Source organism: Agrobacterium sp. LMR679, from assembly GCF_027157905.1.
Lineage (GTDB): Bacteria > Pseudomonadota > Alphaproteobacteria > Rhizobiales > Rhizobiaceae > Agrobacterium > Agrobacterium leguminum.
Genome location: NZ_JAPVOJ010000001.1, coordinates 2205963 through 2228086, shown reverse-complemented (window position 1 = coordinate 2228086; position 22124 = coordinate 2205963). Strand labels below are relative to the sequence as shown.

The 22124-nt window shown below is 60.3% G+C and carries 18 protein-coding genes and 1 pseudogene; 2 read left to right on the top strand and 17 right to left on the bottom strand.

Annotated features, from left to right (window positions below):
* Window positions 1-7: 7 nt before the first annotated feature.
* The 5 genes from O3W47_RS10280 to O3W47_RS10260 form a co-directional block, all read right to left on the bottom strand.
* Window positions 8-1249 (bottom strand): NAD(P)/FAD-dependent oxidoreductase, encoded by a 1242-nt coding sequence (locus O3W47_RS10280; protein WP_269313647.1) that lies wholly within the window; start codon window positions 1247-1249, stop codon window positions 8-10.
* On the bottom strand, window positions 1249-1971 hold the full coding sequence (locus tag O3W47_RS10275) for an amino acid ABC transporter ATP-binding protein (RefSeq protein WP_020811659.1): 723 nt from the start codon (window positions 1969-1971) through the stop codon (window positions 1249-1251). The genes O3W47_RS10280 and O3W47_RS10275 overlap by 1 nt, the downstream gene beginning before the upstream one ends.
* On the bottom strand, window positions 1964-2617 hold the full coding sequence (locus tag O3W47_RS10270; protein WP_080818941.1) for an amino acid ABC transporter permease: 654 nt from the start codon (window positions 2615-2617) through the stop codon (window positions 1964-1966). Before O3W47_RS10270 ends, O3W47_RS10275 begins: the two co-directional genes overlap by 8 nt.
* A 12-nt stretch (window positions 2618-2629) precedes the next feature.
* Window positions 2630-3295, bottom strand: a complete 666-nt coding sequence (locus O3W47_RS10265) for an amino acid ABC transporter permease (RefSeq protein ID WP_269313646.1) — start codon at window positions 3293-3295, stop codon at window positions 2630-2632.
* A 72-nt stretch (window positions 3296-3367) separates the two neighbouring features.
* Window positions 3368-4174, bottom strand: coding sequence for an ABC transporter substrate-binding protein (locus tag O3W47_RS10260; protein WP_080818943.1), 807 nt, complete (start codon window positions 4172-4174; stop codon window positions 3368-3370).
* A 442-nt stretch (window positions 4175-4616) separates the two neighbouring features.
* Between O3W47_RS10260 and O3W47_RS10255 the strand changes: the two genes are divergently transcribed.
* Window positions 4617-5654 (top strand): Ldh family oxidoreductase, encoded by a 1038-nt coding sequence (locus O3W47_RS10255; protein WP_269313645.1) that lies wholly within the window; start codon window positions 4617-4619, stop codon window positions 5652-5654.
* A gap of 336 nt (window positions 5655-5990) precedes the next feature.
* Here the strand turns inward: O3W47_RS10255 and O3W47_RS10250 are convergent, their stop codons facing one another.
* The 3 genes from O3W47_RS10250 to ftsZ form a co-directional block, all read right to left on the bottom strand.
* Window positions 5991-6956 carry a dihydrodipicolinate synthase family protein gene (locus O3W47_RS10250; RefSeq protein ID WP_080818945.1) on the bottom strand — a complete coding sequence of 322 codons (966 nt, stop codon included), beginning with the start codon at window positions 6954-6956 and terminating at the stop codon, window positions 5991-5993.
* 108 nt (window positions 6957-7064) lie between these two features.
* Window positions 7065-7763 (bottom strand): GntR family transcriptional regulator, encoded by a 699-nt coding sequence (locus tag O3W47_RS10245; RefSeq protein ID WP_080820927.1) that lies wholly within the window; start codon window positions 7761-7763, stop codon window positions 7065-7067.
* A gap of 291 nt (window positions 7764-8054) precedes the next feature.
* Window positions 8055-9017 (bottom strand): cell division protein FtsZ, encoded by a 963-nt coding sequence (gene ftsZ, locus O3W47_RS10240; RefSeq protein ID WP_003521714.1) that lies wholly within the window; start codon window positions 9015-9017, stop codon window positions 8055-8057.
* A 481-nt stretch (window positions 9018-9498) separates the two neighbouring features.
* On the opposite strand from ftsZ, the gene O3W47_RS10235 reads away from it, so the two are divergent.
* Window positions 9499-9942: a response regulator gene (locus tag O3W47_RS10235; RefSeq protein WP_080818946.1), complete on the top strand. Its 444-nt coding sequence runs from the start codon at window positions 9499-9501 to the stop codon at window positions 9940-9942.
* A 432-nt stretch (window positions 9943-10374) separates the two neighbouring features.
* On the opposite strand, the gene O3W47_RS10230 is transcribed toward O3W47_RS10235, so the two are convergent.
* The 9 genes and pseudogenes from O3W47_RS10230 to O3W47_RS10190 form a co-directional block, all read right to left on the bottom strand.
* Window positions 10375-10521, bottom strand: a complete 147-nt coding sequence (locus O3W47_RS10230; RefSeq protein WP_003521716.1) for a DUF1127 domain-containing protein — start codon at window positions 10519-10521, stop codon at window positions 10375-10377.
* 218 nt (window positions 10522-10739) lie between these two features.
* Window positions 10740-11342: a hypothetical protein gene (locus O3W47_RS10225; RefSeq protein ID WP_269313644.1), complete on the bottom strand. Its 603-nt coding sequence runs from the start codon at window positions 11340-11342 to the stop codon at window positions 10740-10742.
* Window positions 11343-11457: 115 nt separating this feature from the next.
* Window positions 11458-12576, bottom strand: coding sequence for an ABC transporter permease (locus O3W47_RS10220; protein WP_059756311.1), 1119 nt, complete (start codon window positions 12574-12576; stop codon window positions 11458-11460).
* A pseudogene (gene rbbA / locus O3W47_RS10215) lies at window positions 12573-15340 on the bottom strand (ribosome-associated ATPase/putative transporter RbbA). The gene O3W47_RS10220 and the pseudogene rbbA overlap by 4 nt, the downstream one beginning before the upstream one ends.
* An 11-nt stretch (window positions 15341-15351) precedes the next feature.
* The gene (locus O3W47_RS10210; RefSeq protein WP_269313643.1) at window positions 15352-16416 is read right to left on the bottom strand and encodes an HlyD family secretion protein; all 1065 of its coding nucleotides are present in this window, start codon (window positions 16414-16416) and stop codon (window positions 15352-15354) included.
* Between the two features lie 437 nt (window positions 16417-16853).
* Window positions 16854-18227 (bottom strand): alpha-glucosidase/alpha-galactosidase, encoded by a 1374-nt coding sequence (locus O3W47_RS10205; RefSeq protein WP_174022928.1) that lies wholly within the window; start codon window positions 18225-18227, stop codon window positions 16854-16856.
* A 22-nt stretch (window positions 18228-18249) separates the two neighbouring features.
* The gene (locus O3W47_RS10200) at window positions 18250-19920 is read right to left on the bottom strand and encodes an ABC transporter ATP-binding protein (RefSeq protein ID WP_269313642.1); all 1671 of its coding nucleotides are present in this window, start codon (window positions 19918-19920) and stop codon (window positions 18250-18252) included.
* Window positions 19921-19932: 12 nt separating this feature from the next.
* On the bottom strand, window positions 19933-21051 hold the full coding sequence (locus O3W47_RS10195) for an ABC transporter permease (RefSeq protein ID WP_442864618.1): 1119 nt from the start codon (window positions 21049-21051) through the stop codon (window positions 19933-19935).
* 19 nt (window positions 21052-21070) lie between these two features.
* Window positions 21071-22078: an ABC transporter permease gene (locus O3W47_RS10190; protein ID WP_269313640.1), complete on the bottom strand. Its 1008-nt coding sequence runs from the start codon at window positions 22076-22078 to the stop codon at window positions 21071-21073.
* Window positions 22079-22124 lie beyond the last annotated feature (46 nt).

Below are 22124 nucleotides of genomic sequence, written 5' to 3'. Positions count from 1 at the left end.
ATCCCCGTCAGAAACGTTGCGGCGAAAATGCCCTTGTATCGATGGCGGGTTTTTGCCCCGTCAGAAGATCGGCGACGATGCGGGCCGTGCCCGCCGATTGCGTCAACCCAAGATGCCCATGGCCGAAAGCATAGACCACCCGCGCCGTGTGCCGTGCTTGCCCGATGGCCGGCAGGCTGTCCGGCAGCGAGGGGCGAAAGCCCATCCACTGCTTGCCGCCCTCGGTTTTCAGGCCCGGCAGGAAGGCTTTCGCCTTGGTCAGCAGCGCCTCGGAACGGGCGAAATTGGCGGGAAGCTCCAGCCCGCCCAGTTCTACCGCGCCACCGACGCGGATGCCGGAGGAAAGCCGCGTGACGACGAAACCATGGCCGCCGAAAGTCACCTGCGTGCGCAGATCGAAGGCGCCAGACGGCAGGGTTGTATTATACCCCCGTTCCGTTTCCAGCGGAATTTTTTCCCCGAGCGAACGGGCGATGCGATGCGAAAAGGCGCCGGCTGCCAGCACCACCCTGGCGGCCTTGCGCGTGCGGCCGTCATGGCTCACCACCTCGACGCCGTCTTCCAGCGGCCTGAGCGAAGCGATATCGAGGCATTCGATACGGCCGCCAATGGTGCGGAAATGTTCGGCCAGCGCCAGCGTGTAGAGCTTGGGGTCGGCGATGGAATACCAGCCGGGCGTGAACGTGCCGCAGGTGAAACGCGGCGCGATGCCGGGCTGTATCTCGGCCATCTGTTCGGCATTGAGATGCCGGAACTCGATGCCGTGCCGCTCGCGCGCCTTCCAGCCGGGAAGCGAGGCTTCGAATTCCGCCTCGCTTTCATAGACCTGGAGATTGCCCTCCTTGCGCAGCATGGCGATGGTGTTGGTCTTTTTCAGGAACGGCTCCAACTCGGCCTTGGCGAGATCCATCAGCGCGGTCTGTGCCGCGGTGGAATGTTCCACCTTCGACGCCGCACAGGCCCGCCAGAAGCGGAACATCCATGGCGCGATCTTCAGCGCATAGGCCGGCGGCACGCTGAGCGGACCGAGCGGATCGAGAAGCCACTTCGGCGCCTTCCAGAGAATGCCGGGCGATGCCAGCGGCAGAATATCGGTGAAGGCGAAGGCGCCGGCATTGCCGGCGGACGCGCCCGCCGCCGGTCCCTCGCGGTCGATGACCGTAACCGAGAGGCCACGGCCCTGCGCCGCGATTGCCGCCGAGAGGCCGACGACGCCGGCCCCGATGACGATGACATCATGTGCTGGCATTACCGCACGCTCGCCAGGAACTTCTGGGTTTCGGCATGCTGCGGCGCGCCGAACAGCTGGTCCGGTGTGCCGATTTCCGCCATCACGCCCTGATGGAAGAAGGCGACGCGGTTCGAGACATCGCGGGCGAAGGCCATTTCATGGGTGACGCAGATCATCGTCATACCCTCATCCGCCAGCATCTTCAGCGTATCGAGCACTTCGCCCACCAGCATCGGGTCGAGCGCTGACGTGACTTCGTCGAACAGCATATATTCGGGCGACATGGCAAGCGCGCGGGCAATCGCCATACGCTGCTGCTGGCCGCCGGACATGCGGTTCGGATAGACTTTCAGCTTTTCGGCAAGGCCCACATGGGTCAATTGCTTGACCGCGATTTCCTCGGCCTGCTCCTTGGAGATGCCAAGAACCTTGCGCGGCGCGAGCATGACGTTTTCGAGCACCGTCAGATGCGGGAAAGCGTTCCACTGCTGGAAGACGATGCCGACCTTGCGGCGCAGCTTGTTGAGGTCGGTGGACTTCGCATGCACTTCCGTGCCGTCGATAACGATCTTGCCGCTGTCGATCGGCTCGAGGCCGTTGATGCAGGTCAGCAGCGTCGACTTGCCGGAACCGGAGCCGCCGATGATGGTGACCACCTCGCCCTTGTTGACGGTGAGGTTGATCCCTTTCAGAACCTCCAGCGGGCCGAAGGATTTGCGGACGTTTTCGATCTCAATCATTGGGGGACCACCGTCTTTCGAGATACCCGCCGAAACGGGCGATGGGGAAACTGATAAGGAAGTAGATGGCGCCGCAGATCATCAGGATCGTCAGCGGTTCCTGCAGGCGGGTGACGAGAATCTGCGATGCGCGCAGAAGCTCGATGAGCCCGAGCCACAGCACCAGCGCCGAATCCTTCATGACACCGAGCGTGAGCCCGATCCATGAGGGCAGCGACACGCGGGTAGCGAGCGGCAGCACGATGTAGCGCATATCCTGCGACCACGTCATGCCCAGCGACCGGCAGGCACGGCGCGTATTGGACGGCACGGCATCGATGCCGCCGCGCACGATCTCGGTGCAATAGGCTGCCGTATAAAGCGACAGCACCACGCAGGAGGTGGTGAAGGGCGGCCAGCCGAGCTTGGCGATCGACTGGAAGGCATTGCCGAGAACGAGCTGGATGAGCAATGGCACGGAACGGAAAATATCCAGCACGAAGGTCAGCGGCAGCGACCAATAGGGGCCGAACTGGAAACGGATGATACCGAAGATGATCCCCATGACAGTGCCCGCCGTGACGGCGACGGCGGTGACGGCCAGCGTCATGCCGGCACCCTTGGCCAGGAAGGCGAGATCACTCCAGGTGAGAGCGGTTTCAAACATGGCTCACCTCTCTCAATAACGGAACAGACGCGCGGCCAGCAGTCTGGCGGCGAGCGTGACGATCTTGGCGATCACATAATAGATGACCGCGGCGAGCGCGAAAAATTCGAAGGTACGGAACGAGCGCGCATTGAGCGCCTGCGTAACGCCGGCGAGATCCGTATTCATGCCAACCGTGACACCGAGCGAGGTCATGAGGATTGCCCAAACCATCTGGTTGGTGGCAGGCAGGAACGCCACGCGCAGCATCTGCGGCATGATGATCAGCCGGAAGGTCTGCATCGAGGTCATGCCGAGCGAACGGCCCGACCGCGTCTGCGTATCGGGAATGGCCTTTAGCGCGCCACGGAAATTTTCCGCGAGATAACCGGCGTTGTTGAAGGCGATACCGACCAGAAGCGCCGTATAGGGGCTGAGGTGAATGCCGAAATTGCCAAGGCCGAAATGGGCCATGTAAATCTGGAACAGCGCCGGCGTGTTGCGGGCGATTTCCACCCAGACGGAGGCGAAAGCGCCGAGAATGCGGTTGCCGGAGAGCCGGAACAGCGTCAGCACGATGGCGCAGGCAAGACCGATCACCATCGACAGAATGGCGATCTGCAGCGTCACCACCGCACCGTCCAGAAGCTGCGGCAGAGCCTTCAGCGCCTGATTCCAGTGGAATGTATAATTGAACATTAAGCGTCCCGCCTTTTCAGAAACGATCAACGGCGCGATCTCTGTGACCGCGCCGTTTACGAAAAGTCCTGATCAGCGATAAACGCCGTTGACGGTGAGCGAGGGAACTTCGCCGCCAACCCATTTTTCGTAGAGTTCGGCGTAACGGCCGGTGCGAACCTGCTGGTTGATGAAGAGGTTCAGGTAGTTGATGAAGCCGTATTCGTCACGGTTGGTGAAGAGCGCGACATAATCGATGTCATAGGGCGCCTTGCCGACCACGGAGATGCCGGCGAACTTGCCGCCCTTGACGTTGGACTGGGCAACCGTCGAGGTGGAAACGGTGGCGTCGATCTGGCCCTGGCTGAGCGCGAGGAACACGTCTGCCTGCGTCTGGTAAGGACGGAACTCGCCGGTTCCCCACTCCTTGACCGACTTTTCGAGCGCAATGGCTTCGAATGTGCCGGCGGTGGCGCCGACCGTCTTGCCCTTCATGTCCTCGAAGGACTTGATGCCCGACTTGTCATTGGCGGTAACGGCCATTTCGAAAGCGAAGTAGGGCACGGTCATGCCGACCGTCTTGGCGCGCTCCAGCGTATCGGAGGTCGAGGCAACGCCGACATCGACGCGGCCGGACATCAGCGCCGGAATGCGCTCGGGGAACGGCGTTTCGACGATTTCAGCCGTGACGCCGAGCGCCTTGGCGAGATCGTTGCAATAGTCGACGTCGAAGCCGATCGGGTTGTTGGCGTCATCACGCGCGCCCATGGGCGGGAAGTCGAGCACGACGGCGCAACGCAGCGTACCGGACGAGATGATGTCGTCCAGCTTGTCGGCCTTGGCCGGGGTGATAGCGGAAGTGGCGGCCAAGAGGCCGGCGAAAATGACCGATTTTTTCATTCTTGATTTGCTCCCAGAATTGGTCTGCCGTTGAAGGCGCGGTCACTATTTCCCCATGGAAGCGATAAATCAACATAAAAATACAATGAGTATACAAAAAGAATTTTTGCGCATGCGAACTGATGAGGTGTCGCGGATGATTAGGCCAGCCGGCGCGCGGCGAGCGGACAAGGTGGGCGAAACATCCAGCATCCCTCATTCCTGTGCTTGTCACAGGAATCTAGCCGGCCCAAGTCTTTGGGCTGAAAGAGGCTTTCCGACGCGCAGACGCGCGTCGACCGGTTTCCTGTGATAAGCACAGGAACGAGGGCTTAAGGTATCTTCGTGTTTGAGAGGGTGGCCTTCTGCTCTGACTGAGCTTCATCGAAAAGACACGTTGCAATACTCACACCTTTGTATACTTTATGTATTCAAAATGTGCGAGCCCTATCGGAGGACTATGATGAGCGACACGACCACCTTGACCATTGAGGCACTTTTCCAGCGGGTCGAGTCGATTTTTTTGAGGGCCGGGCTGAATGATGTACAGTCGGGCGCGTTGGCGCGCGTCATTACTGCCGGTGAGCGGGACGCCTGCAAGTCCCACGGCATCTACCGTATCGAAGGCGCGCTCCGCACCGTCAAGGCCGGCAAGGTGAAGCCCGATGCGATACCTGCAGTGGCTGAAGACGACGGCACGGCCATCGTCAAGGTCAATGCCCGTGGCGGCTTCGCCAACCCCGCCTTCGAACTTGGTCTGCCGGTTCTGGTGGAGCGGGCGAGACGCTCGGGCATCGCAGCACTCGTCGTCAATGACTGCACGCATTTCTCGGCGCTCTGGCCGGAAGTCGAAGGGCTGACCGAAAACGGTCTCGCCGGGCTGGTCATGTGCCCGAGCTATTCCACCGTCGCGCCCACCGGCGGAACCAAGCCTCTGCTTGGCACCAACCCCTTCGCCTTCGGCTGGCCGCGCAAGGGCACCTCCCCTTATGTCTTCGATTTCGCGACGTCGGTTGCGGCCCGCGGTGAAATCGAACTGCACCGGCGGGCCGGAAAGCCCCTGCCGGAAGGCTGGGCTCTGGATGCCGACGGCAAGCCGACGACCGACCCGGAGGCGGCCCTTGCCGGTTCCATGCTGCCCTTTGGCGGCCACAAGGGATCGGCCATCGGCACCATGATCGAGCTTCTCGCCGGCATCATGATCGGCGATCTCACCAGCCCCGAAGCGCTCGAATTTCTCGGCACCACCACGCTTGCGCCAACCCATGGAGAATTGATCGTCGCCTTTTCACCCGAAGCTTTCGCCAAGGGCCGTCCGGGCGACCCTTTCCTGCGCGCCGAAGTGCTGTTCGACGCTATCATCGGCCAAGGCGCCCGCCTGCCCTCCGGTCGCCGTTTTGCGGCCCGCGCCAAATCCGCAAGCGAAGGCATCACGCTTACCGCCGCCGAAATGGCCGGGCTCGACCGGCTGCTGGAAAAGGGGCTGGACGCGGTTTCCTGACCGTGTCGGAGAACAATATACATAAGGCCCGCGGCCCGGTGCAGAGTTGACGGCGGAATCCGCAAACCTCTCCTCCGTCATCCTCGGGCCTGTCCCGAGGATCTGCAACGTATTGATTTTATTCACCGTGATTAGATCCTCGGCACAAGGCCGAGGATGACGCCGAGAGAATATCCACTCTTCATCACCAGCATCGTGGGGATTGTAGCCGGCAGAAATTTAAACCGGACAGCCGTGGGACAAGTCCGGAGATGACGTCGAAGCCAAGAAACGCTCAAACGTCATCACATGCAAAAAGGCCCGCAATTGCGGGCCTTTTTTCACACCAGCAATATCTCAGGCAGCCTTGCAGGCCTGCACAGCGCCCGGAAGCTTGCTCCAGTCGGCATACCAGCTGTTGAACAGCTTGAACTGCGCCTCGACATAACCGCGCTGGCTGTCGGTCAGGGCGTCGGTTTCGTTGAAGTGCAGCGTGTACTCCTTGTCGCCCTTCAGCACCATCATGTGCTTGAAATAGAGAACCAGATCCGGGCCTTCATCGAAGGACGAGAGAACGGCGAGCGCCTGTTCCAGCTCCAGCGCGCGGGCGCGGGCGTCCGCGTCACCCTTGGCGGCGGCCTGCGACAGCTTGCAGAGGTGAATGACTTCCTTCGGCAGGACATTACCGATGCCGGTGATGGCGCCGGTTGCACCGCAATTGACGAAGCCGTGGACAACGGCGGTGTCGACGCCGATCATCAGGGTCACGTCGTCATCGCGGCTGGTGATGTTCTCGGCCGCATAACGCATATCCGCCGGGCCGCCGAATTCCTTGAAGCCGACGAGGTTCTTGTGCTCGGCGCGCAGCGCGAAGAAGAGATCGGCGCGGGTGGCGAAGCCGTAATAGGGGCTGTTGTAGATGACGGCCGGGATTTCCGGTGCAGCCGAGAGGATGGCCTTGAAGTGCGCCTTCTGGGCGGCGATGACCGAACCGCGCGACAGGACGCGGGGAATGACCATCAGGCCCTTGGCGCCGACCTTCTGGGCGTGGGCGGCATGGGCAACGGCGGATGCCGTGTTGACCGCGCCGGTGCCGACGATGACCGGAATACCGGCTTTCACCAGGCGCTCCACGCCTTCCATGCGCTGCTCGTCCGTCAGGAGCGGCCAGTCGCCCATGGAGCCGCAATAAACGACGGCGGACATGCCATCGGCGATCAGTTCCTTGCCCTTGCGAACAAGCGCATCGAAATCGGGGGTGCGATCATCCTTGCAGGGGGTCATCAAGGCGGGAATCACGCCGGAAAAAATGCTGGCCGTCATTACTAGCTCCTAAGGGACAGTTTTTCGGGAATGGACGCACGTCCGCGCCACCCTTTCGACAGGGACATTACTATCTTGTATTTTATTTGTCGACAAGAAATCGACAAGCTACAGATTTATTTCCAGACGCTCGTTTCGCACCAGCAGTTTCTGCACCTGCCGCACGATCTGTTCGGCATGCTCGCGGGCCAGCCTTTCGGAAAGAGCGATATCGCGCGCGGCGATCGCCGCGATGATCTCATCATGATCGTCGACGAAACGCTTCGGCAGACGATCGTCATAGGACTGGTAATAAAGCCGGAGAATGCGCCGTCCCTCATCCAGCAGCCGCTTGAACAGGCTGGTGAAATAGGGGTTGCGTCCGGCTTCGGCGATGGAAAGGTGAAGTGCGGCATTGGTGGAGATCATCGCCAGCGCATCCTGCTCCTCCACCGCAATGGCGAATTCCGCATTGTGGGCGCGGATGCCGGCCAGATCTTCCGGACGGTGATATTGCGCGGCAAGCTGGGTCGTTACCCGATACATCAGCACCAGCGCATCGAAATAGGTGTGCATGTTGAGGAAATCGATATTCGACACCATGGTCGAACGGTTCGGCAACGTATCGATCAGCCCCTCGCCCGAAAGCCGCACCAGCGCCTCGCGGATCGGCGTGCGCGACATCTTGAACCTTTCGGCAAGCTGCACCTCATCGATGGGGCTGCCCGGCGGCAGAACCAGATCGAGAATCTCGTCGCGCAGCAGATCATAGACCATCTTCACGCCGGAGCCGCGCTTGCGCTCGGCAGAAGCAATTATATCCGTCATCATCAAATCCCTCTTGTCGACATAAAGAGTACTATTATATTTTTTCGCAATCAACGACGCGCAGCGCTGCCGCCCCTTCGAATGGCGGAATAATTGTTCAAAAACAACAAAAAGCCGTCGCGAAAATTACCCGCGACGGCTTCAAACATGCGATTTGTGGCGTGAACGCTGTTTATGGGGCATCGCCGACTAAAGAAGGACGACTTCCCAAGAAAGCGAAGAGTAAGCCGCTTGTCTCTTCTCCCCGAGGGGGAGAAGAAACGCCCAGCGATGTCCCGCCTCAAGCAAGCCTCAGTTGCGCAGGCCGGTGGCCACGACGGAAATCTTGAAAGCGCCGTCCAGCGTCGGGTCGAAGGAAGCGCCCATCACCACATCGGTCTCTTCGCTGACCGCCTCGCGCACCAGCGTCATTGCCTCATCGATCTCGTAGAGCGTCAGATCGTTACCGCCGGAAATGGAAACAAGAGCGCCCCGCGCTTCCTTCAGCGACGGTTCTCCGAGCAGCGGGTTGGCGATGGCTGCGGCCGCCGCTTCCGAGGCGCGCTTTTCGCCCTTGGCCTGCGCCGTGCCCATCAGCGCCCGGCCGCCATTCTTCATGACATAGCGCACATCGGCGAAATCGAGATTGACCAGGCCTTCGCGCAGGATGAGATCGGTGATGCAGCGCACGCCAAGCGACAGAACCTTGTCCGCCGTTTTCAGCGCATTTTCGAAGGTCGTGCCGGCATCGGCAATGCGCAGCAGGTTCTGGTTGGGGATGACGATGACGGTATCGGCCGTGTTGAGCAGGTTGGCGAAGCCGTATTCGGCAGCCCGCATGCGGCGCGCGCCCTCGAAGCTGAAGGGAAGCGTGACGACACCGACGGTCAGGATGTTCTTCGCCCGGCAGGCTTCGGCAATGACCGGGGCAGCGCCCGTGCCGGTGCCGCCGCCCATGCCGGCGGTGATGAAACACATGTCATAACCGCTCAGGTGATCCATGATCTCATCGAGGGAATCGATCGCCGCCTGCCGGCCGACCTCGGGATCAGCGCCCGCCCCAAGCCCGCCGGTCAGTTCGGAGCTGAGCTGCACGAGCCGCGGCGCGTTGGTCTTCTTCAGCGCCTGCGCATCCGTATTGGCGGCGATGAAATCGACGCCGCCGATGCCCTCGGCAATCATGTTGTTGATCGCGTTGCCGCCACCGCCACCAACGCCGACGACGGCGATATTGGGCGTGTTGCGGGCAATGGTGGCGCGCGGAGACTGGGTCATCGTCTTATTCTCTTTCTAAACTCATAGGGTCCCGCGCCGTTTTTTTGACCGCGGCACGCGAATGATCGGCAAGGTTCCAGCGCTTCCTCCCAGATGGGGGAAAGAGGCTGTAACGCTTTGAATTTTCATGCCGGCCTTTCACCCCATAATGGCGAAAGAACGGTGTTCCAGGGGGCGAAAGATGCTCCACGGCGACGTTCTCCGACCCCTTCCCCGGATGAAAACCGAACCGAATCAACTGCTTCGCTCTTAAAAGGTGATAGCCGAAAAGGCACGCCGTTTACACTCCATTCACTATGTTTATCTCACTTTGGAACGAGTTACGCCGAGAAGTGTTTGCTTGCCGACCGCGCTGGAGTGGCGGGAGATAGAACGGAACCGGCCCTCCCCACTCCAGGTTTAGTGGATGCATCGGAGACCCGAAAACTGCGCTGCACTTTTCGGTCCGATGCTCTGGAGCACACAGAATGGAGACAGGCATATGTTGGCAGACGTCTTGCAGAACGAACCGGGTTTCCGCACGGAACAGCCGCGTGTGCTGATCGTGGAAGACGAATTCCTCATCGCCATGGATATAGAGGATTCCATTTTGCAGGCGGAAGAAGAGGCGGATGTCATCGGCATCGCCAACCGGCTGGAAGACGCCGTGGCGCTTGGCAGCCGTGCCGATATCGCCTTTGTCGACGTCAATCTTGCCGACGGACAGACCGGCCCGGAGATCGGACGGCGGCTTTCCGAAGATCATGGCGTGGTGGTGATCTTCATGACGGCAAACCCCGAAGTCGTCGTCAACCTCGGCATCGGCGCCGGCGTGATCGCCAAGCCCGTGCCGCAGGACGCCGTTGAGCAGTGCCTTGCCTACGCCCTTGCCAGACGCGCAGGCACCCATGCCGTGACGCCCATCGGCATGATGGCTTTCGACTGAGATATTCCCTGAAGAAAAAGGAAGATGCTGAAAACAAAAAAGCCTGCCGCGGGAGGAGGTGCGGCAGGCTTTTTGAAAAGATGAACAGCGATATGGGAGGAGGAAAACCGCTGTCCCCGGGGCAATCCTTTGGGAGGAGGAGTAGGATCACCCGCATTACCAAAAGGATGTGGGAGGAGGTACATCCCTTTCGATGATTGGAAGATAGCATTTTTCTGCGTATTTGACAGGCACAAGCTTGCAGCACAGATATGCATTCACTGCATGGCGATATTCGTCGCCTGACGTCGGGAAAACCCCACCTTTCGGCTCGGACTTCGACATCGCCGGATTATCTGGTGGATATTCGCGGTAAAAGCATCCCATATCCCCAAAACAAAAACGCCCGCGGAGCGGGCGTTTGGGCATTCAGAAGCGGCGATATCGCCTTGATTACCTGCCAACGGCGGCGCGGGCGACGCTGGTGATCTGGCTGCGATCGATACCGAGATCGTGCAGTTCACGGGTGCTCATACGGCCGAGTTCGTTGATGGTCTGACGATATTTGCGCCAGTTATTGAAGCTGCGTGCTACGTTCATGACATTACCCTTTCTGAGGTTTAGGTGACGTCAGTAACGTTTTCGTTCCGGCGTCCTTTGATGCCCCCTATATGCGCTTTTCGATGACGAATTAACAGGCAGAATAAGGCAATCCACCCATGCGCCAGACGCAAGGGTTCCCCGTGACGGTTTGCGACGAAAAAGAAACGTGACTAAAATTCAGACGGTTCGCCGGGCTTGGAACCGCCCCCCGCCGCTCAGAACTTGTAGCGGACGCCGAATACGTTGGCGTTTGTGGCGCCTTTCATATTGCCCAGTGTTTTGCCACCGCCGGAACGGTGGTGAAGACGCCAGAAGAATTCCGTCGAGGAATCCTCGCTGAAGGACACGTTGATTTCCGGTCCCAGATAAAACAGGACATTGGCATTGCCGTCGTCCTTGATTTCCTGTTCCCGCTCGCGGCCCGGCTGTGCATCCGTGACGAGGCTGAGGCCGGCGGTAAAGCTTGGCGTGATGAACAGCCGTTCTCCGAGCCTGATCTGCTCGTAACGCGCGACCGGACCCGCCCAGACTTCACCGGTAAAGCCCTTGCCGAATCTGGCGGCAACGCCGATCTCGCCGCCGAGTTTCACGTTGCCGATGTGGTAGGGGTAGAACTGATAACCGCCGCCAAGAATGGCATTGCGCTCATATTCCACCGGAATGAGGGCCGCACTTTTCAGCATGTCCTCTTTCGTCAGGGCGCCTCCGAAACCGAATATCGCTTCGCTCGTCTCCGACGTCATATCCTCCGACGCGCGAGATGGCGTTGCCGCCAGAGCGATCATGGCTGCCAGTGACAGACGTGCTGCAATATTCATTTTGCTACTCCTGAACAAAGCCCGCTTACCCAGCCGTCCTCATAGGCATATTCACGGAAGGCGAACATACCGTTACCGAACACAATTAATTCAACTTGCGCGGAAATAGGCGGAATCAGCGCAGGAACCGCCTGAAACGGCGAAGCGCGAAAACGAAGAGCGCGGAGCCGATGGCCAGCAGCGCCAGCAATTGCGGCCAGACCACATCCAGCCCCGCCCCCCTGAAAAGCACCGATTGCGCCAGTATGACGAAATGGGTGTTGGGTGCGAGAAGCATGATGTACTGGATGATATCAGGCATGCTCTCACGCGGTGTCATGGCGCCGGAGAGCACCTGCAACGGCAGCAGGAACAGGATCAGCAGCATGCCGAATTGCGGCATGGAACCGGCCACCGTCGCAAGAAAGATGCCCATCGACGTCATGGCGAAGAGTTGCAAGGCGGTGCCGAGCAGGAAGAGCAGGAGCGAGCCTTCGATCGGAATGGCGAGCAGGCCCCTGACGACGACGAAAAGGGAAAATGCCGAGGCCACCAGCACGACAAGGCCCATGGACCAGACCTTGCTGAGCATGATTTCCAGCGGCGTGACCGGCATGACCAGCAGATGCTCGACCGTGCCATGCTCGCGCTCGCGAATGAGCGCCGCCCCCGTCAGCACGATCGACAGCATGGTGATGGCGGTGATGATGTTGTTGATCGACCCGAACCACGACTTGTCCAGTTCCGGGTTGAAACGAGATCGCAGGGTAAGGTCCACCGGCACCGAAGTCGCACCGCGATAGCGGTTGATATATTCCTGAACTTCGCTCGTCACGATGCTCTGCACATAACCGCCGCCACTGAAAGCCTGGCTCATGCGGGTGGCGTCGATATTGAGCTGGATGGCCGGCTGCTGCCCGGCCATCAGCCGGCGCTGGAAATCCGGCGGGATGTTGAGCGCGAAGGTATCGAGGCCCGCATCCATGCGCTTGTCCATTTCCGCAATGGAAATCTGCTTCGGCGGGGAGAAATAGGGCGGATAAAAAGCCGTGCTGATGCGCCCGGAAAGCGGCGACTGATCTTCGTCGACAATGGCGATGGCGGCATTGTTCAGCGTCTCCGGCAGCGCGCTGGAGCCGGTATAGATCTGCAGCGTGAAGGCGTAGACGATGAGCAGCAGCAACATGCCGTCACGCGCGAGGCCGCGCAGTTCCTTGATGCCGAGCTGGAAGATGTTGGACGAAAACAGCTTCATGACGCCTGTTTCCTCAAAAGTGCGGCGCCGGCAATGAGAAGCAGCGGAATGGCGATGAGAAGCGGCAGGAACGAGCCGGAGAGCCCGGCGAAATCCAGCCCCTTGGAGAAGGTGCCGCGCGAAATGGTCATGAAATAGGTGGCGGGATAAATGTTGCCGATAAAGGCGCCCGCCCCCTGCAACGACGAAACGGGATCGATCATGCCCGAATATTGCGTTGCCGGAATGAGAGTCATCAGGGCCGTGCCGAAGATCGCCGCGATCTGGCTCTTCATGAAGGACGACATGAGAAGGCCGATGGAGGTGGCGATGATGACATAGAGAAGCGCTCCCGTCGCATAGGCGAGATAACTTCCGGTGAAGGGCACCTGGAAGATGAAGATGGCGAAGGCCGTCAGAAGCAGGAAATTGAGCATGCCGAGGGCGACATAAGGAAGCTGCTTGCCGATCAGGAACTCCAGCCGCGTGGTCGGCGTCACGTAAAGATTGACGATGGAGCCGAGTTCCTTTTCCCTGACGACGCTGAGCGCCGCCAGCATGGCGGGAATGAGCATGAGCAGCAGCGGAATGACCGCCGGCACCATGGCGACGAGGCTCTTGACGTCCGGATTGTATCGATAACGCGTTTCGATGCTGAATGTGCTTTGCGTCGCCGCGCTGCCGTAAATCTCGGCCGCCTTGCGCGCCAGCCATGTCTGGTGCATGCCCTGCACGTATCCGCGAACTGTCTCGGCCCGCTGCGGCATGGCGCCGTCGATCCAGGCGCCCACCTCCACCGTCTTGCCGCGCAACACGTCGCGGCCGAAACCGGGGGAATTTCAATGGCGAGGCTGAGTTCCCCGTCACGCATCCGCCGGTCCATATCGGCATAATCGCGGATCGGTTCCTTCTCGATGAAATAACGGGAGCCGGCAATGTCGAGCACGTAATCGCGGCTGATGGTGGAATCGTCACGGTCCAGCACCGCGAAGGTCAGGTCCTCGACATCGAGATTGATACCGTATCCGATAACGAACATCAGGATGACGCTGCCGAGCACCGCCAGCGTGCCGCGAATGGGATCGCGCTGCAGTTCCAGCGCCTCACGGCGGGTATAGCTGAACATGCGCCTGAAATCGAAAAACCGCTTACGATTGGGTGCAACATGTTGCGTCGCCGGCACCTGCGCTGTCGCAACGGGCGCTGCCGCAGGCTCCGCCTTTTTCACGCCCGAAGCATCCTCGAGATAAGCGACGAAAGCCTCTTCGAGCGTTGCGGCATTGCGGCTTTTGGTAATCGCATCGGGCGTATCGCTGATCAGCACCTTGCCGGCATGCATCAGCGAAATCCGGTCGCAGCGCTCCGCCTCGTTCATGAAATGGGTGGAGATGAAGATGGTGACATTGTCGTTGCGCGAGAGATCGGCAAGGATTTGCCAGAACCCGTCGCGCGCCACCGGGTCGACACCGGAGGTCGGTTCATCGAGGATGAGAATATCAGGCGAATGGATCATCGCCACCGCCAGCGACAGTCTTTGCCGGATGCCGAGCGGCAGGTCGTCCGGCAGGGTTTCCATGACCGCACCGAGATCGAAACGCTCGGCCATTTCGGCGATACGCGGTTGAATGCTCTCTTCCGGCAGCTTGAACAGGCGGGCGTGAAGATCGAGGTTCTGGCGCACCGTCAGCTCGGAATAGAGCGAGAAGGCCTGGCTCATGTAGCCGACGCGGTGACGGATCGCCATGTCGCTGGCATCCACCTTGTGCCCGAAAAGCTTCGCCTCGCCTTCGCTGGCCGCCAGAAGCCCCGTCAGCATCTTCATTGTGGTGGATTTTCCGCAACCGTTCGAGCCGAGAAAGCCGAAAATCTCGCCGCGCGGAATCTTGAAGCTGACATTGTCGACGGCGGTAAAATCGCCGAAACGCATACTCAGATGCGACGCCTCGATGGCATAATCGCCCTCACCCGCCACCTTGCGCGGCGCGATATGGACTTCGTGGTAACCCTTGCGCTTATCTTCAGGAAGAAGCGCGATGAAGGCGGCATCGAGATTGGGGGCGGAGGTGCGCTCGAGAAGTTCGGCAGGCGAGCCGGTGGCTAAAATCTTGCCGCCATCCATGGCGACCAGCCAGTCGAAACCGGCGGCCTCTTCCATATAGGCCGTGGCGACGATGACGCTCATGCCCGGACGCCCGGCCCGGATGGAATCGATCAGCTCCCAGAATTGCCGGCGCGACAACGGGTCGACGCCCGTGGTCGGCTCATCGAGAATGAGCAGGTCTGGATCGTGGATAAGCGCACAGCAGAGCCCGAGTTTCTGCTTCATGCCGCCGGAAAGCTTCATCGCGGGGCGGTCGGCGAATGGCTCGAGGCCGGTGCTCTTCAGCAATTCGGCGATGCGCGCCTGCCGCTCCCTGCCGCCCTGCCCGAACAGCCTGCCGAAAAAATCGATATTTTCGAAGACGGACAGGGTGGGATAAAGGTTCTTGCCAAGACCCTGCGGCATATAGGCGATACGCGGGCAGGTCTCCTCGCGGTGGCGCGGATCGGACATGTCCCCGCCCAGAACCTCCACCCTGCCTTTCTGGATGGCGCGCGCGCCGGAGACGAGCGACAACAGGCTCGATTTGCCGACACCGTCAGGCCCGATAAGCCCGATCATCCGCCCGGCGGGGATCTCGACCGATATATCGGCCAGCGCTATGGTGGTTCCAAAAGTCAACCGCACATCGGCCAATCGCGCGACCGGTGCATGCCTGTCATTCGTTGCGGGAGGCGCGACCATGGTGGCCACCGTCACTTGACGAGATTGCGTTCGAGGTTTTCCGGCCAGGCGGCCTGCGGATCAAGCCGGACATAGGCCATGCCGGGCAGCCCGGTTTTGACATATTGGATATATTTCTGCAGCAGCTCCTGCGGGATTTGCGCCCTCACCCGGAATGTCAGCTTCTGGCGTTCCTCTTCGGTTTCAACCGTTTTCGGCGTGAACTGCGCGACATCGGCGACGAAGGAAACCTTCGCCGGAATGGTATATTGCGGGGCGGCATCCAGTATCAGGCGAACGTCCGAGCCCATGGATGTGCGACCGGCGTCGGCCGTCGGCAGGAAGAATGTCATATAGACATCGCCGAGATCGACCAGGTTCAGAACCCGCCCGCCGGCGGACAGCACCTCACCGGGCTGGGCGATCCGATATTGCACGCGGCCGTCGCGGGGCGATTTCAGCGTCGCATCGGCGATATCAGTTTCGATGCTTTCAATATCGGCCTGCGCGGCATCCACAGCCGCCTCGGCATCGATGATCTGCGCCTTGGCGGCGTTGATTGCGGCATCGGAGGCGGCAAGCGAGGCCTCAGCGGAGGCGAGCGTGGCGCGGGCGGACTGCTCGGCGGCCTCACTGTCATCGACGATCTGCTGCGAGACGGCGTTGCCGGTCAGCAGCTGTTTCGAGCGCGCATAGGTCTTGGAGGCGGAATCGAGCTGGGCCTTGCGCTGTTCCACCACCGCCAGCGCCGAGGTCTTTTCCGCCTCCCGTTGGGCGACGAGGCTGTTGGCCGTATCGATTGCTATTTTCGCGCGGCGAAACTGTGCTTCCGCCTGACGCTTCCTCGCTTCCAGCTGGGCGGTGTCCATCTGCGCCAGCACCTGCCCGGCCTTCACGAAATCACCCTCACGCACCATGATGTCCTGAAGACGACCGGCGGTCTTGGTGGAAATATCGATTTCGACGGCCTCGATCCGGCCGTTGCTGGCCACGAAACCGGCGGGAAGTCCCTCACCCTTCAGCTTCGACCAGGAGAAATAGGCGACACCGGCAATAACCAGAATCACCAGCCCAACGAGCAAGCCTTTTTTAGACATCCGTCTTCCCCATGAACCCTTCGAATTTCAACCCTAATACGATGAAACCGAAGAAGCCAGCCACCATTGCGTTTAGTATTCGCCCCGACATTTCTCCTCTTTAAGAGGGAATAGATCGAGTCAGGGGCTGTTTAGACGTCGAGGTGTTTTGTAGCCTTGACACAAGTCAAATGCTTTAAGGGTTTCAGACATACGCCTAAACCGGCTGATGGTGGCAGGCCTCAGGGGTTGCAAAGCCCTATGAAACGGCCTCGTTTGGCAAAGCCGCATCATCCGCACCCCGTCACCCCGGACCTGATCCGGGGTCCAGCGCGATCAAGCCCTTGATCGCGGAAGAATCCTCTCACGGCGCAGACGCGCCGTGGCTGGATGCGGATCTAGTCCGGCATGACGGAGGAGAGGGCCTGTACCTTAATATTTGTCGTAGTAACCGCGCCTTACACCGCCCGCGCCCGCTTCACCTCCACCTGCGTCCATTCCGGCAGCCAGTCGCGATGGGCCAGCAGCAGATCGTCCACCAGTGACCATATCTGGTCGAGATCCAGTTCCGCCGCCGTGTGCGGGTCCATCATCGCGGCGTGGAAGATGTGCTCACGGTTTTCGCTCATCAGCGCCCGCACCGTCAGCTCCTGCACATTGATGTTGGTGCGCATCAGGGCGGTGAGCTGCGGCGGCAATTCGCCGATGAAGGTGGGCTGCACGCCGTTATGATCGACCAGGCAGGGCACTTCCGCCGCGCAATCCGATGGCAGCGAGGTGATGCAGCCATTGTTGCGCTGGTTGCCGTAAATAACCGAGGGTTCGCCGGTCCAGACCGAGTTGATGATGGAGGAGGCATATTCCTTGGATTGCTTGACCTCGATCTTCTCGGCCGAACGATAGGCCGCCGCCTGCCCCTTCCAGCGCTCGATCTGCTCGATGCAGCGCTTGGGATATTCATCGAGCGGGATACCGAATTTCTCGATCAGATCCTCGCGCCCTTCCTTTATGAAATAGGGCGTATATTCGGCGAAATGCTCGGAACTCTCGGTGACGAAATAACCGAGCCGCGTCAGCATCTCGTAACGCACCTTGTTGGGGCAACGCGGGTTCCAGCCGGGTTTGGGCGCACGGCCTTCGCGGTAGGCGCGCACGAGGTCGGGATAAAGGTTCTTGTAGCTGCCATCCGGCTGGCGGTGTTCGAACTCCAGGAAGAACGCCATATGGTTGATGCCGGCCGAACGGTAACGGATTTCCTCATATGGAATATCGAGATCGTGGGCGAGTTCCATGGCCGTGCCCTGCACGGAATGGCAAAGGCCGACCTGCCGGATCGTCGGATATTTTTCCGCAATCGCCCAGGTGTTGATCGCCATGGGGTTCACATATTGCAGCATGATGGCGTTGGGGCAGACGGCCAGCATGTCCTCGCAAATCTTCCACAGATGCGGCACGGTCCGCAGGCCGCGCATGATGCCGCCGACGCCGAGCGTATCGGCGATGGTCTGACGCAGGCCATATTTGCGCGGCACCTCGAAATCGGTGACCGTGCAGGGCTCATAACCGCCGATCTGGAAGGCCACGACAACGAAATCCGCGCCGGCGAGCGCCTTTTTCTGGTCCGTATAGGTCTCGGCTTTCGCCTTCGCCCCAAGCGTCGAAATCAGTTTGTTGACGACGATGGCGCTTTCTTCCAGCCTCTCGCGGTTGATATCCATCAGTGCGATGGTGGCGCCTGAAAGGGCCGGACGCTGCAGCACGTCGCCGATGATGTTCTTCATGAACACCGTGGAGCCTGCGCCGATGAATGTGATCTTGGGATCTCTTGCCATGTCTACCTCCAGCATTGGGAATTCAAGCGATTTCGAAGGCGGCCCGCACAAGCCGCTGAGTATATTCGGTTTTCGGATTTGTCAGCACATCCTCGACAGGCCCTTGCTCAACGATCTGCCCGCGCTGCATGACGATGACGCGGTGGCAGAGCGCGCGGACCACTTTCAGGTCGTGCGAGATGAACAGGTAGCTTAGGCCCCGCTCATCCTGCAGCTTGCGCAGGAGATCGATGATCTGCGCCTGCACGGAAAGATCGAGCGCCGAGGTTGGCTCGTCGAGCAGGATGAATTCCGGCTCCAGCGCCACCGCACGGGCAATGGCGATACGCTGGCGCTGGCCGCCGGAAAACTCATGCGGGAAACGTGAGAGGATATTGCCGGGCATGCCCGCCGCCTCCAGCGCGTCGCGCACCCGGTCCAGCCTTTCGGCCTTGGTTCGCCCAAGACCGTTGATGATGAGGCCTTCCTCGATGATCTGGCCGATGGTCATGCGCGGATTGAGCGAGGCGAAGGGATCCTGAAAGACGATCTGCATACGCGAACGCAGGGGCCGCATTTGCGCGCGGGAGCGGCCATCGACCCTCTCGCCATCAAAGATCACCTCGCCGGCCACCGGCTCGTTCAGCCGCAGCAATGATTGGCCGAAGGTCGTCTTGCCGGAACCGGATTCACCGACAAGCCCCAGCGTCTCGTGGCGATTGAGGGTTAGCCCCAGACTGTCGACGGCGATCAGTTCCTTCAGTTCCGGTTTGAACAGCCCGCCGTAACGCATCATGAAAGAGACGCGTACGCCGCTTGCCGTCAGCAGCACGCCGGAATTTTCCGGCAGCGGCTTTGCCGTGCCATGCGGTTCGGAGGCAAGCAGCTTTTTCGTATAGGGGTGCTGCGGCGCTTCGAAGAGCTTTTCCGTGGTGTTATGTTCGCGCATCTCGCCATGCTGCATGACATAGACGTAATCGGAAAACTGCTTCACGATCGTCAGGTCATGGGTGATGAGGACCACGGCCATGCCGCGCTTTTTCTGCAGGTCGCGGATGAGGTTGAGGATTTGCGCCTGCACCGTCACATCGAGCGCGGTGGTCGGCTCATCGGCAATCAGCACATCCGGATCGTTGGAGAGCGCCATGGCGATCATCACACGCTGCCGCTGGCCGCCGGAAAGCTGATGCGGATATTGTTTCAGCCGCGCTTCCGGCTCCGGTATCTGCACCTGCCGCAGAAGATCGAGCGCCCTCGCCTCGGCCTCTTTCCGGCTGAGCTTCGAATGAACGCGGATCGCCTCGACGATCTGGCTGCCGATCGTATAGATCGGGTTCAGCGAACTCATCGGCTCCTGAAAGATCATCGAGATGCGGTTTCCACGCAGCGCCCGCCGCTGGCGGCTCGAAAACTTCAGAATGTCGTCGCCGTTGAATCGCACGGTGGCGGATTTCGCAACGGACGCCCGCTTCGTCAAAAGCCCCATGATCGTGCGGGCCGTGACAGATTTTCCCGAACCGGATTCGCCAACGATGGCAATCGTCTCGCCCCTGTAAAGCTGGAAGGAGATGTCCTTCACCGCCTCCACCGTGCCATGTTCCACCCTGAAGGTCACGGCGATGTTGCGCGCATCGATGATGGCGTCGTCGTTCCGGTCATCGGCATCGAGCCGGATGGCGGGGGCGTAAGCGTTGTTCTGTGCAGCAGCAACCATGTTACGCTCCTCTCAATAGGGATCGACGGCATCGCGCAGGCCATCGCCCAGCGCGTTGAAGGCGAAGACCGTGACCAGCACGAAACCGACCGGGGCGAGAATCCAGGGATAGGAACCGATGACGGAATAGGTCGCCGTATCCTGCAGCATCAGCCCCCAGGAGATGAGCGGCGGCTTGACCGCAAAGCCGAGGAAACCGAGGAAGGATTCGAGCAGCACGACGCTCGGAATATGCAGGGTGACGGCAACGATCACATGGCTCATCACATTCGGCAGGATGTGCTGGAAGATAATGCGCCGGTCGGTCGCCCCGACAGCAATGGCCGCCCGCACATAATCGATGCGCGCCAGCGCCAGCGTCTTGCCGCGCACCTCTCGCGACATCTGCGCCCAACCGAGCGCCGACATGACACCGACCACGAACACGAGGAACACGGTGGTCGGCGCGGTGACGGGAATGAGCGACGTCAGCGCGAGATAGAGCGGCAATTGCGGAAACGCCAGCACCACTTCCACGAAACGCTGCACCCAGGCATCCAGCGGCCCGCCAAAATAGCCAGAAATCAGACCGACACTGGTGCCGATGACGGTGACGATGGCGACGACGCTGAGCGCGATGGCAAGCGAGATGCGCGAGCCATAGATGGCGCGCGACAGCACGTCGCGTCCGAACTTGTCGGTGCCGAGAAAATGCACCGGCTGACCATCGGTCGAGCCAAAGAAGTGACGGCTCATCGGGATAAGGCCCAACAGCCTGTATTCCGCACCTTTGACGAAGAAGCCGAGATAGACGGGATTTTCGTAATCCGGCCCGACGATGGGCTGGAAGGTGACAGGATCAAGCTCTTCCGTCTCCGCAGTTGCGTAGACACGCGGTGCGAGGCTGATATTGCCATCCTTGTCGGTGAAGCGAACCACCTGCGGCGGCGAAAAGCTGCCATGGGTTTCGAGCGGGTTCATCGGCGCGAAGAAATCCGCAAAGATGGCGATCAGGATCAGCAGCGCCACCAGCACCAGCCCGACCATGCCGGTGAAGGAGCGTCTGAGACGCCGCCAGACCAGCGCGAGATAGGTCTCGTTGCCATGGGCGGAACGGTCGGATTTTGCGGGGGCGGCGGTTTCGGTTTTCATCTCGTCAAACGCCATCATCTCAGGCCCTCCCGAATTCGCGAACGCGCGGGTCGAGCATGGCGAGCAGCATGTCGGCGATGATGTTGCCGACGATCAGCGTCGCGGCCAGCACCATCATGAAGGTCGCGGTGACATAGACGTCGCCCACCGCCATGGAGCCGACAATGGCAGGACCGACGGTCGGCAGCGCGAAGATGATGGCGGTCTCGATCTCGCCGCTCAGCATGTATGGCAACACCACGCCCTGATACATGACGAGTGGGTGCACGGCGTTCGGCACCGCATGGCGCATGATGACAGCGCCTTCCGAAAGACCCTTGGCGCGCGCCGTCTCGACATATTGCGCATTCAGCGTATCGAGCAGATTGCCGCGCATCACCCGCATATTATAGGCCAGCCCACCGAAGACGGCGATGGCGACCACGGGCCAGACATGGCTGACCAGATCGACGAATTTGCCCCACGACCATGGCGCACCGCCATATTGCGGCGAGAAGAAGCTGCCGATCTCGGACACGTCGAAATGAAACACCATAAGGTAGACGAGGATCAGCGCCATCAGGAAACGCGGGATCGTCATACCAAGGAAGGCGATAGTGGAGAGCAGATTGTCGACCCAGGAATATTGCCGTGTGGCTGCCCATATGCCGAAGGCGATACCGAGAACCGATGCAAAGATGTGGCAGACCAGCGCCAGCGCAATGGTGCGCGGCAGGCGTTCGCCAACCACATCGGCGACCGGCTTGTTGTAATAGAAGCTGTAGCCGAAATCGCCGCGGGTGACGATGCCGCCGATCCAGTTGAAATATTGAATGACGAGCGGCTTATCGAGGCCGTGTTCGATGCGGTAGGCCTGCGCCTGCGCTTCCGCCTGTTCGAAGGACGCGCCGCCCTGGTTCATCAACTGCGAGCGGATGTAGTCGGCATAATCGCCGGGCGGCGCCTGAATGATGGCGAAGGTCACCACGCTCAGGATCAACAACACCGGAATGGCGGAGCCTATGCGTATCGTCAAAAATCTCAGCATCGAACGGTTTTCCTCCGTTTGGGCGGGCCCGTGATGGATAACGGTC

Bases quoted from the DNA above. Each gene is read 5' to 3' on its own strand.
- O3W47_RS10230 (WP_003521716.1), bottom strand. From the start codon at position 10,521: ATGAACGTAGCACGCAGCTTCAATAACTGGCGCAAATATCGTCAGACC.
- O3W47_RS10195 (WP_442864618.1), bottom strand. From the start codon at position 21,051: ATGAAAACCGAAACCGCCGCCCCCGCAAAATCCGACCGTTCCGCCCAT.
- ftsZ (WP_003521714.1), bottom strand. From the start codon at position 9,017: ATGACCCAGTCTCCGCGCGCCACCATTGCCCGCAACACGCCCAATATC.
- O3W47_RS10255 (WP_269313645.1), top strand. From the start codon at position 4,617: ATGAGCGACACGACCACCTTGACCATTGAGGCACTTTTCCAGCGGGTC.
- O3W47_RS10190 (WP_269313640.1), bottom strand. From the start codon at position 22,078: ATGCTGAGATTTTTGACGATACGCATAGGCTCCGCCATTCCGGTGTTG.
- O3W47_RS10225 (WP_269313644.1), bottom strand. From the start codon at position 11,342: ATGAATATTGCAGCACGTCTGTCACTGGCAGCCATGATCGCTCTGGCG.
- O3W47_RS10265 (WP_269313646.1), bottom strand. From the start codon at position 3,295: ATGTTCAATTATACATTCCACTGGAATCAGGCGCTGAAGGCTCTGCCG.
- O3W47_RS10280 (WP_269313647.1), bottom strand. From the start codon at position 1,249: ATGCCAGCACATGATGTCATCGTCATCGGGGCCGGCGTCGTCGGCCTC.
- O3W47_RS10210 (WP_269313643.1), bottom strand. From the start codon at position 16,416: ATGTCTAAAAAAGGCTTGCTCGTTGGGCTGGTGATTCTGGTTATTGCC.
- O3W47_RS10200 (WP_269313642.1), bottom strand. From the start codon at position 19,920: ATGGTTGCTGCTGCACAGAACAACGCTTACGCCCCCGCCATCCGGCTC.
- O3W47_RS10205 (WP_174022928.1), bottom strand. From the start codon at position 18,227: ATGGCAAGAGATCCCAAGATCACATTCATCGGCGCAGGCTCCACGGTG.
- O3W47_RS10270 (WP_080818941.1), bottom strand. From the start codon at position 2,617: ATGTTTGAAACCGCTCTCACCTGGAGTGATCTCGCCTTCCTGGCCAAG.
- O3W47_RS10250 (WP_080818945.1), bottom strand. From the start codon at position 6,956: ATGACGGCCAGCATTTTTTCCGGCGTGATTCCCGCCTTGATGACCCCC.
- O3W47_RS10275 (WP_020811659.1), bottom strand. From the start codon at position 1,971: ATGATTGAGATCGAAAACGTCCGCAAATCCTTCGGCCCGCTGGAGGTT.
- O3W47_RS10235 (WP_080818946.1), top strand. From the start codon at position 9,499: ATGTTGGCAGACGTCTTGCAGAACGAACCGGGTTTCCGCACGGAACAG.
- O3W47_RS10220 (WP_059756311.1), bottom strand. From the start codon at position 12,576: ATGAAGCTGTTTTCGTCCAACATCTTCCAGCTCGGCATCAAGGAACTG.
- O3W47_RS10260 (WP_080818943.1), bottom strand. From the start codon at position 4,174: ATGAAAAAATCGGTCATTTTCGCCGGCCTCTTGGCCGCCACTTCCGCT.
- O3W47_RS10245 (WP_080820927.1), bottom strand. From the start codon at position 7,763: ATGACGGATATAATTGCTTCTGCCGAGCGCAAGCGCGGCTCCGGCGTG.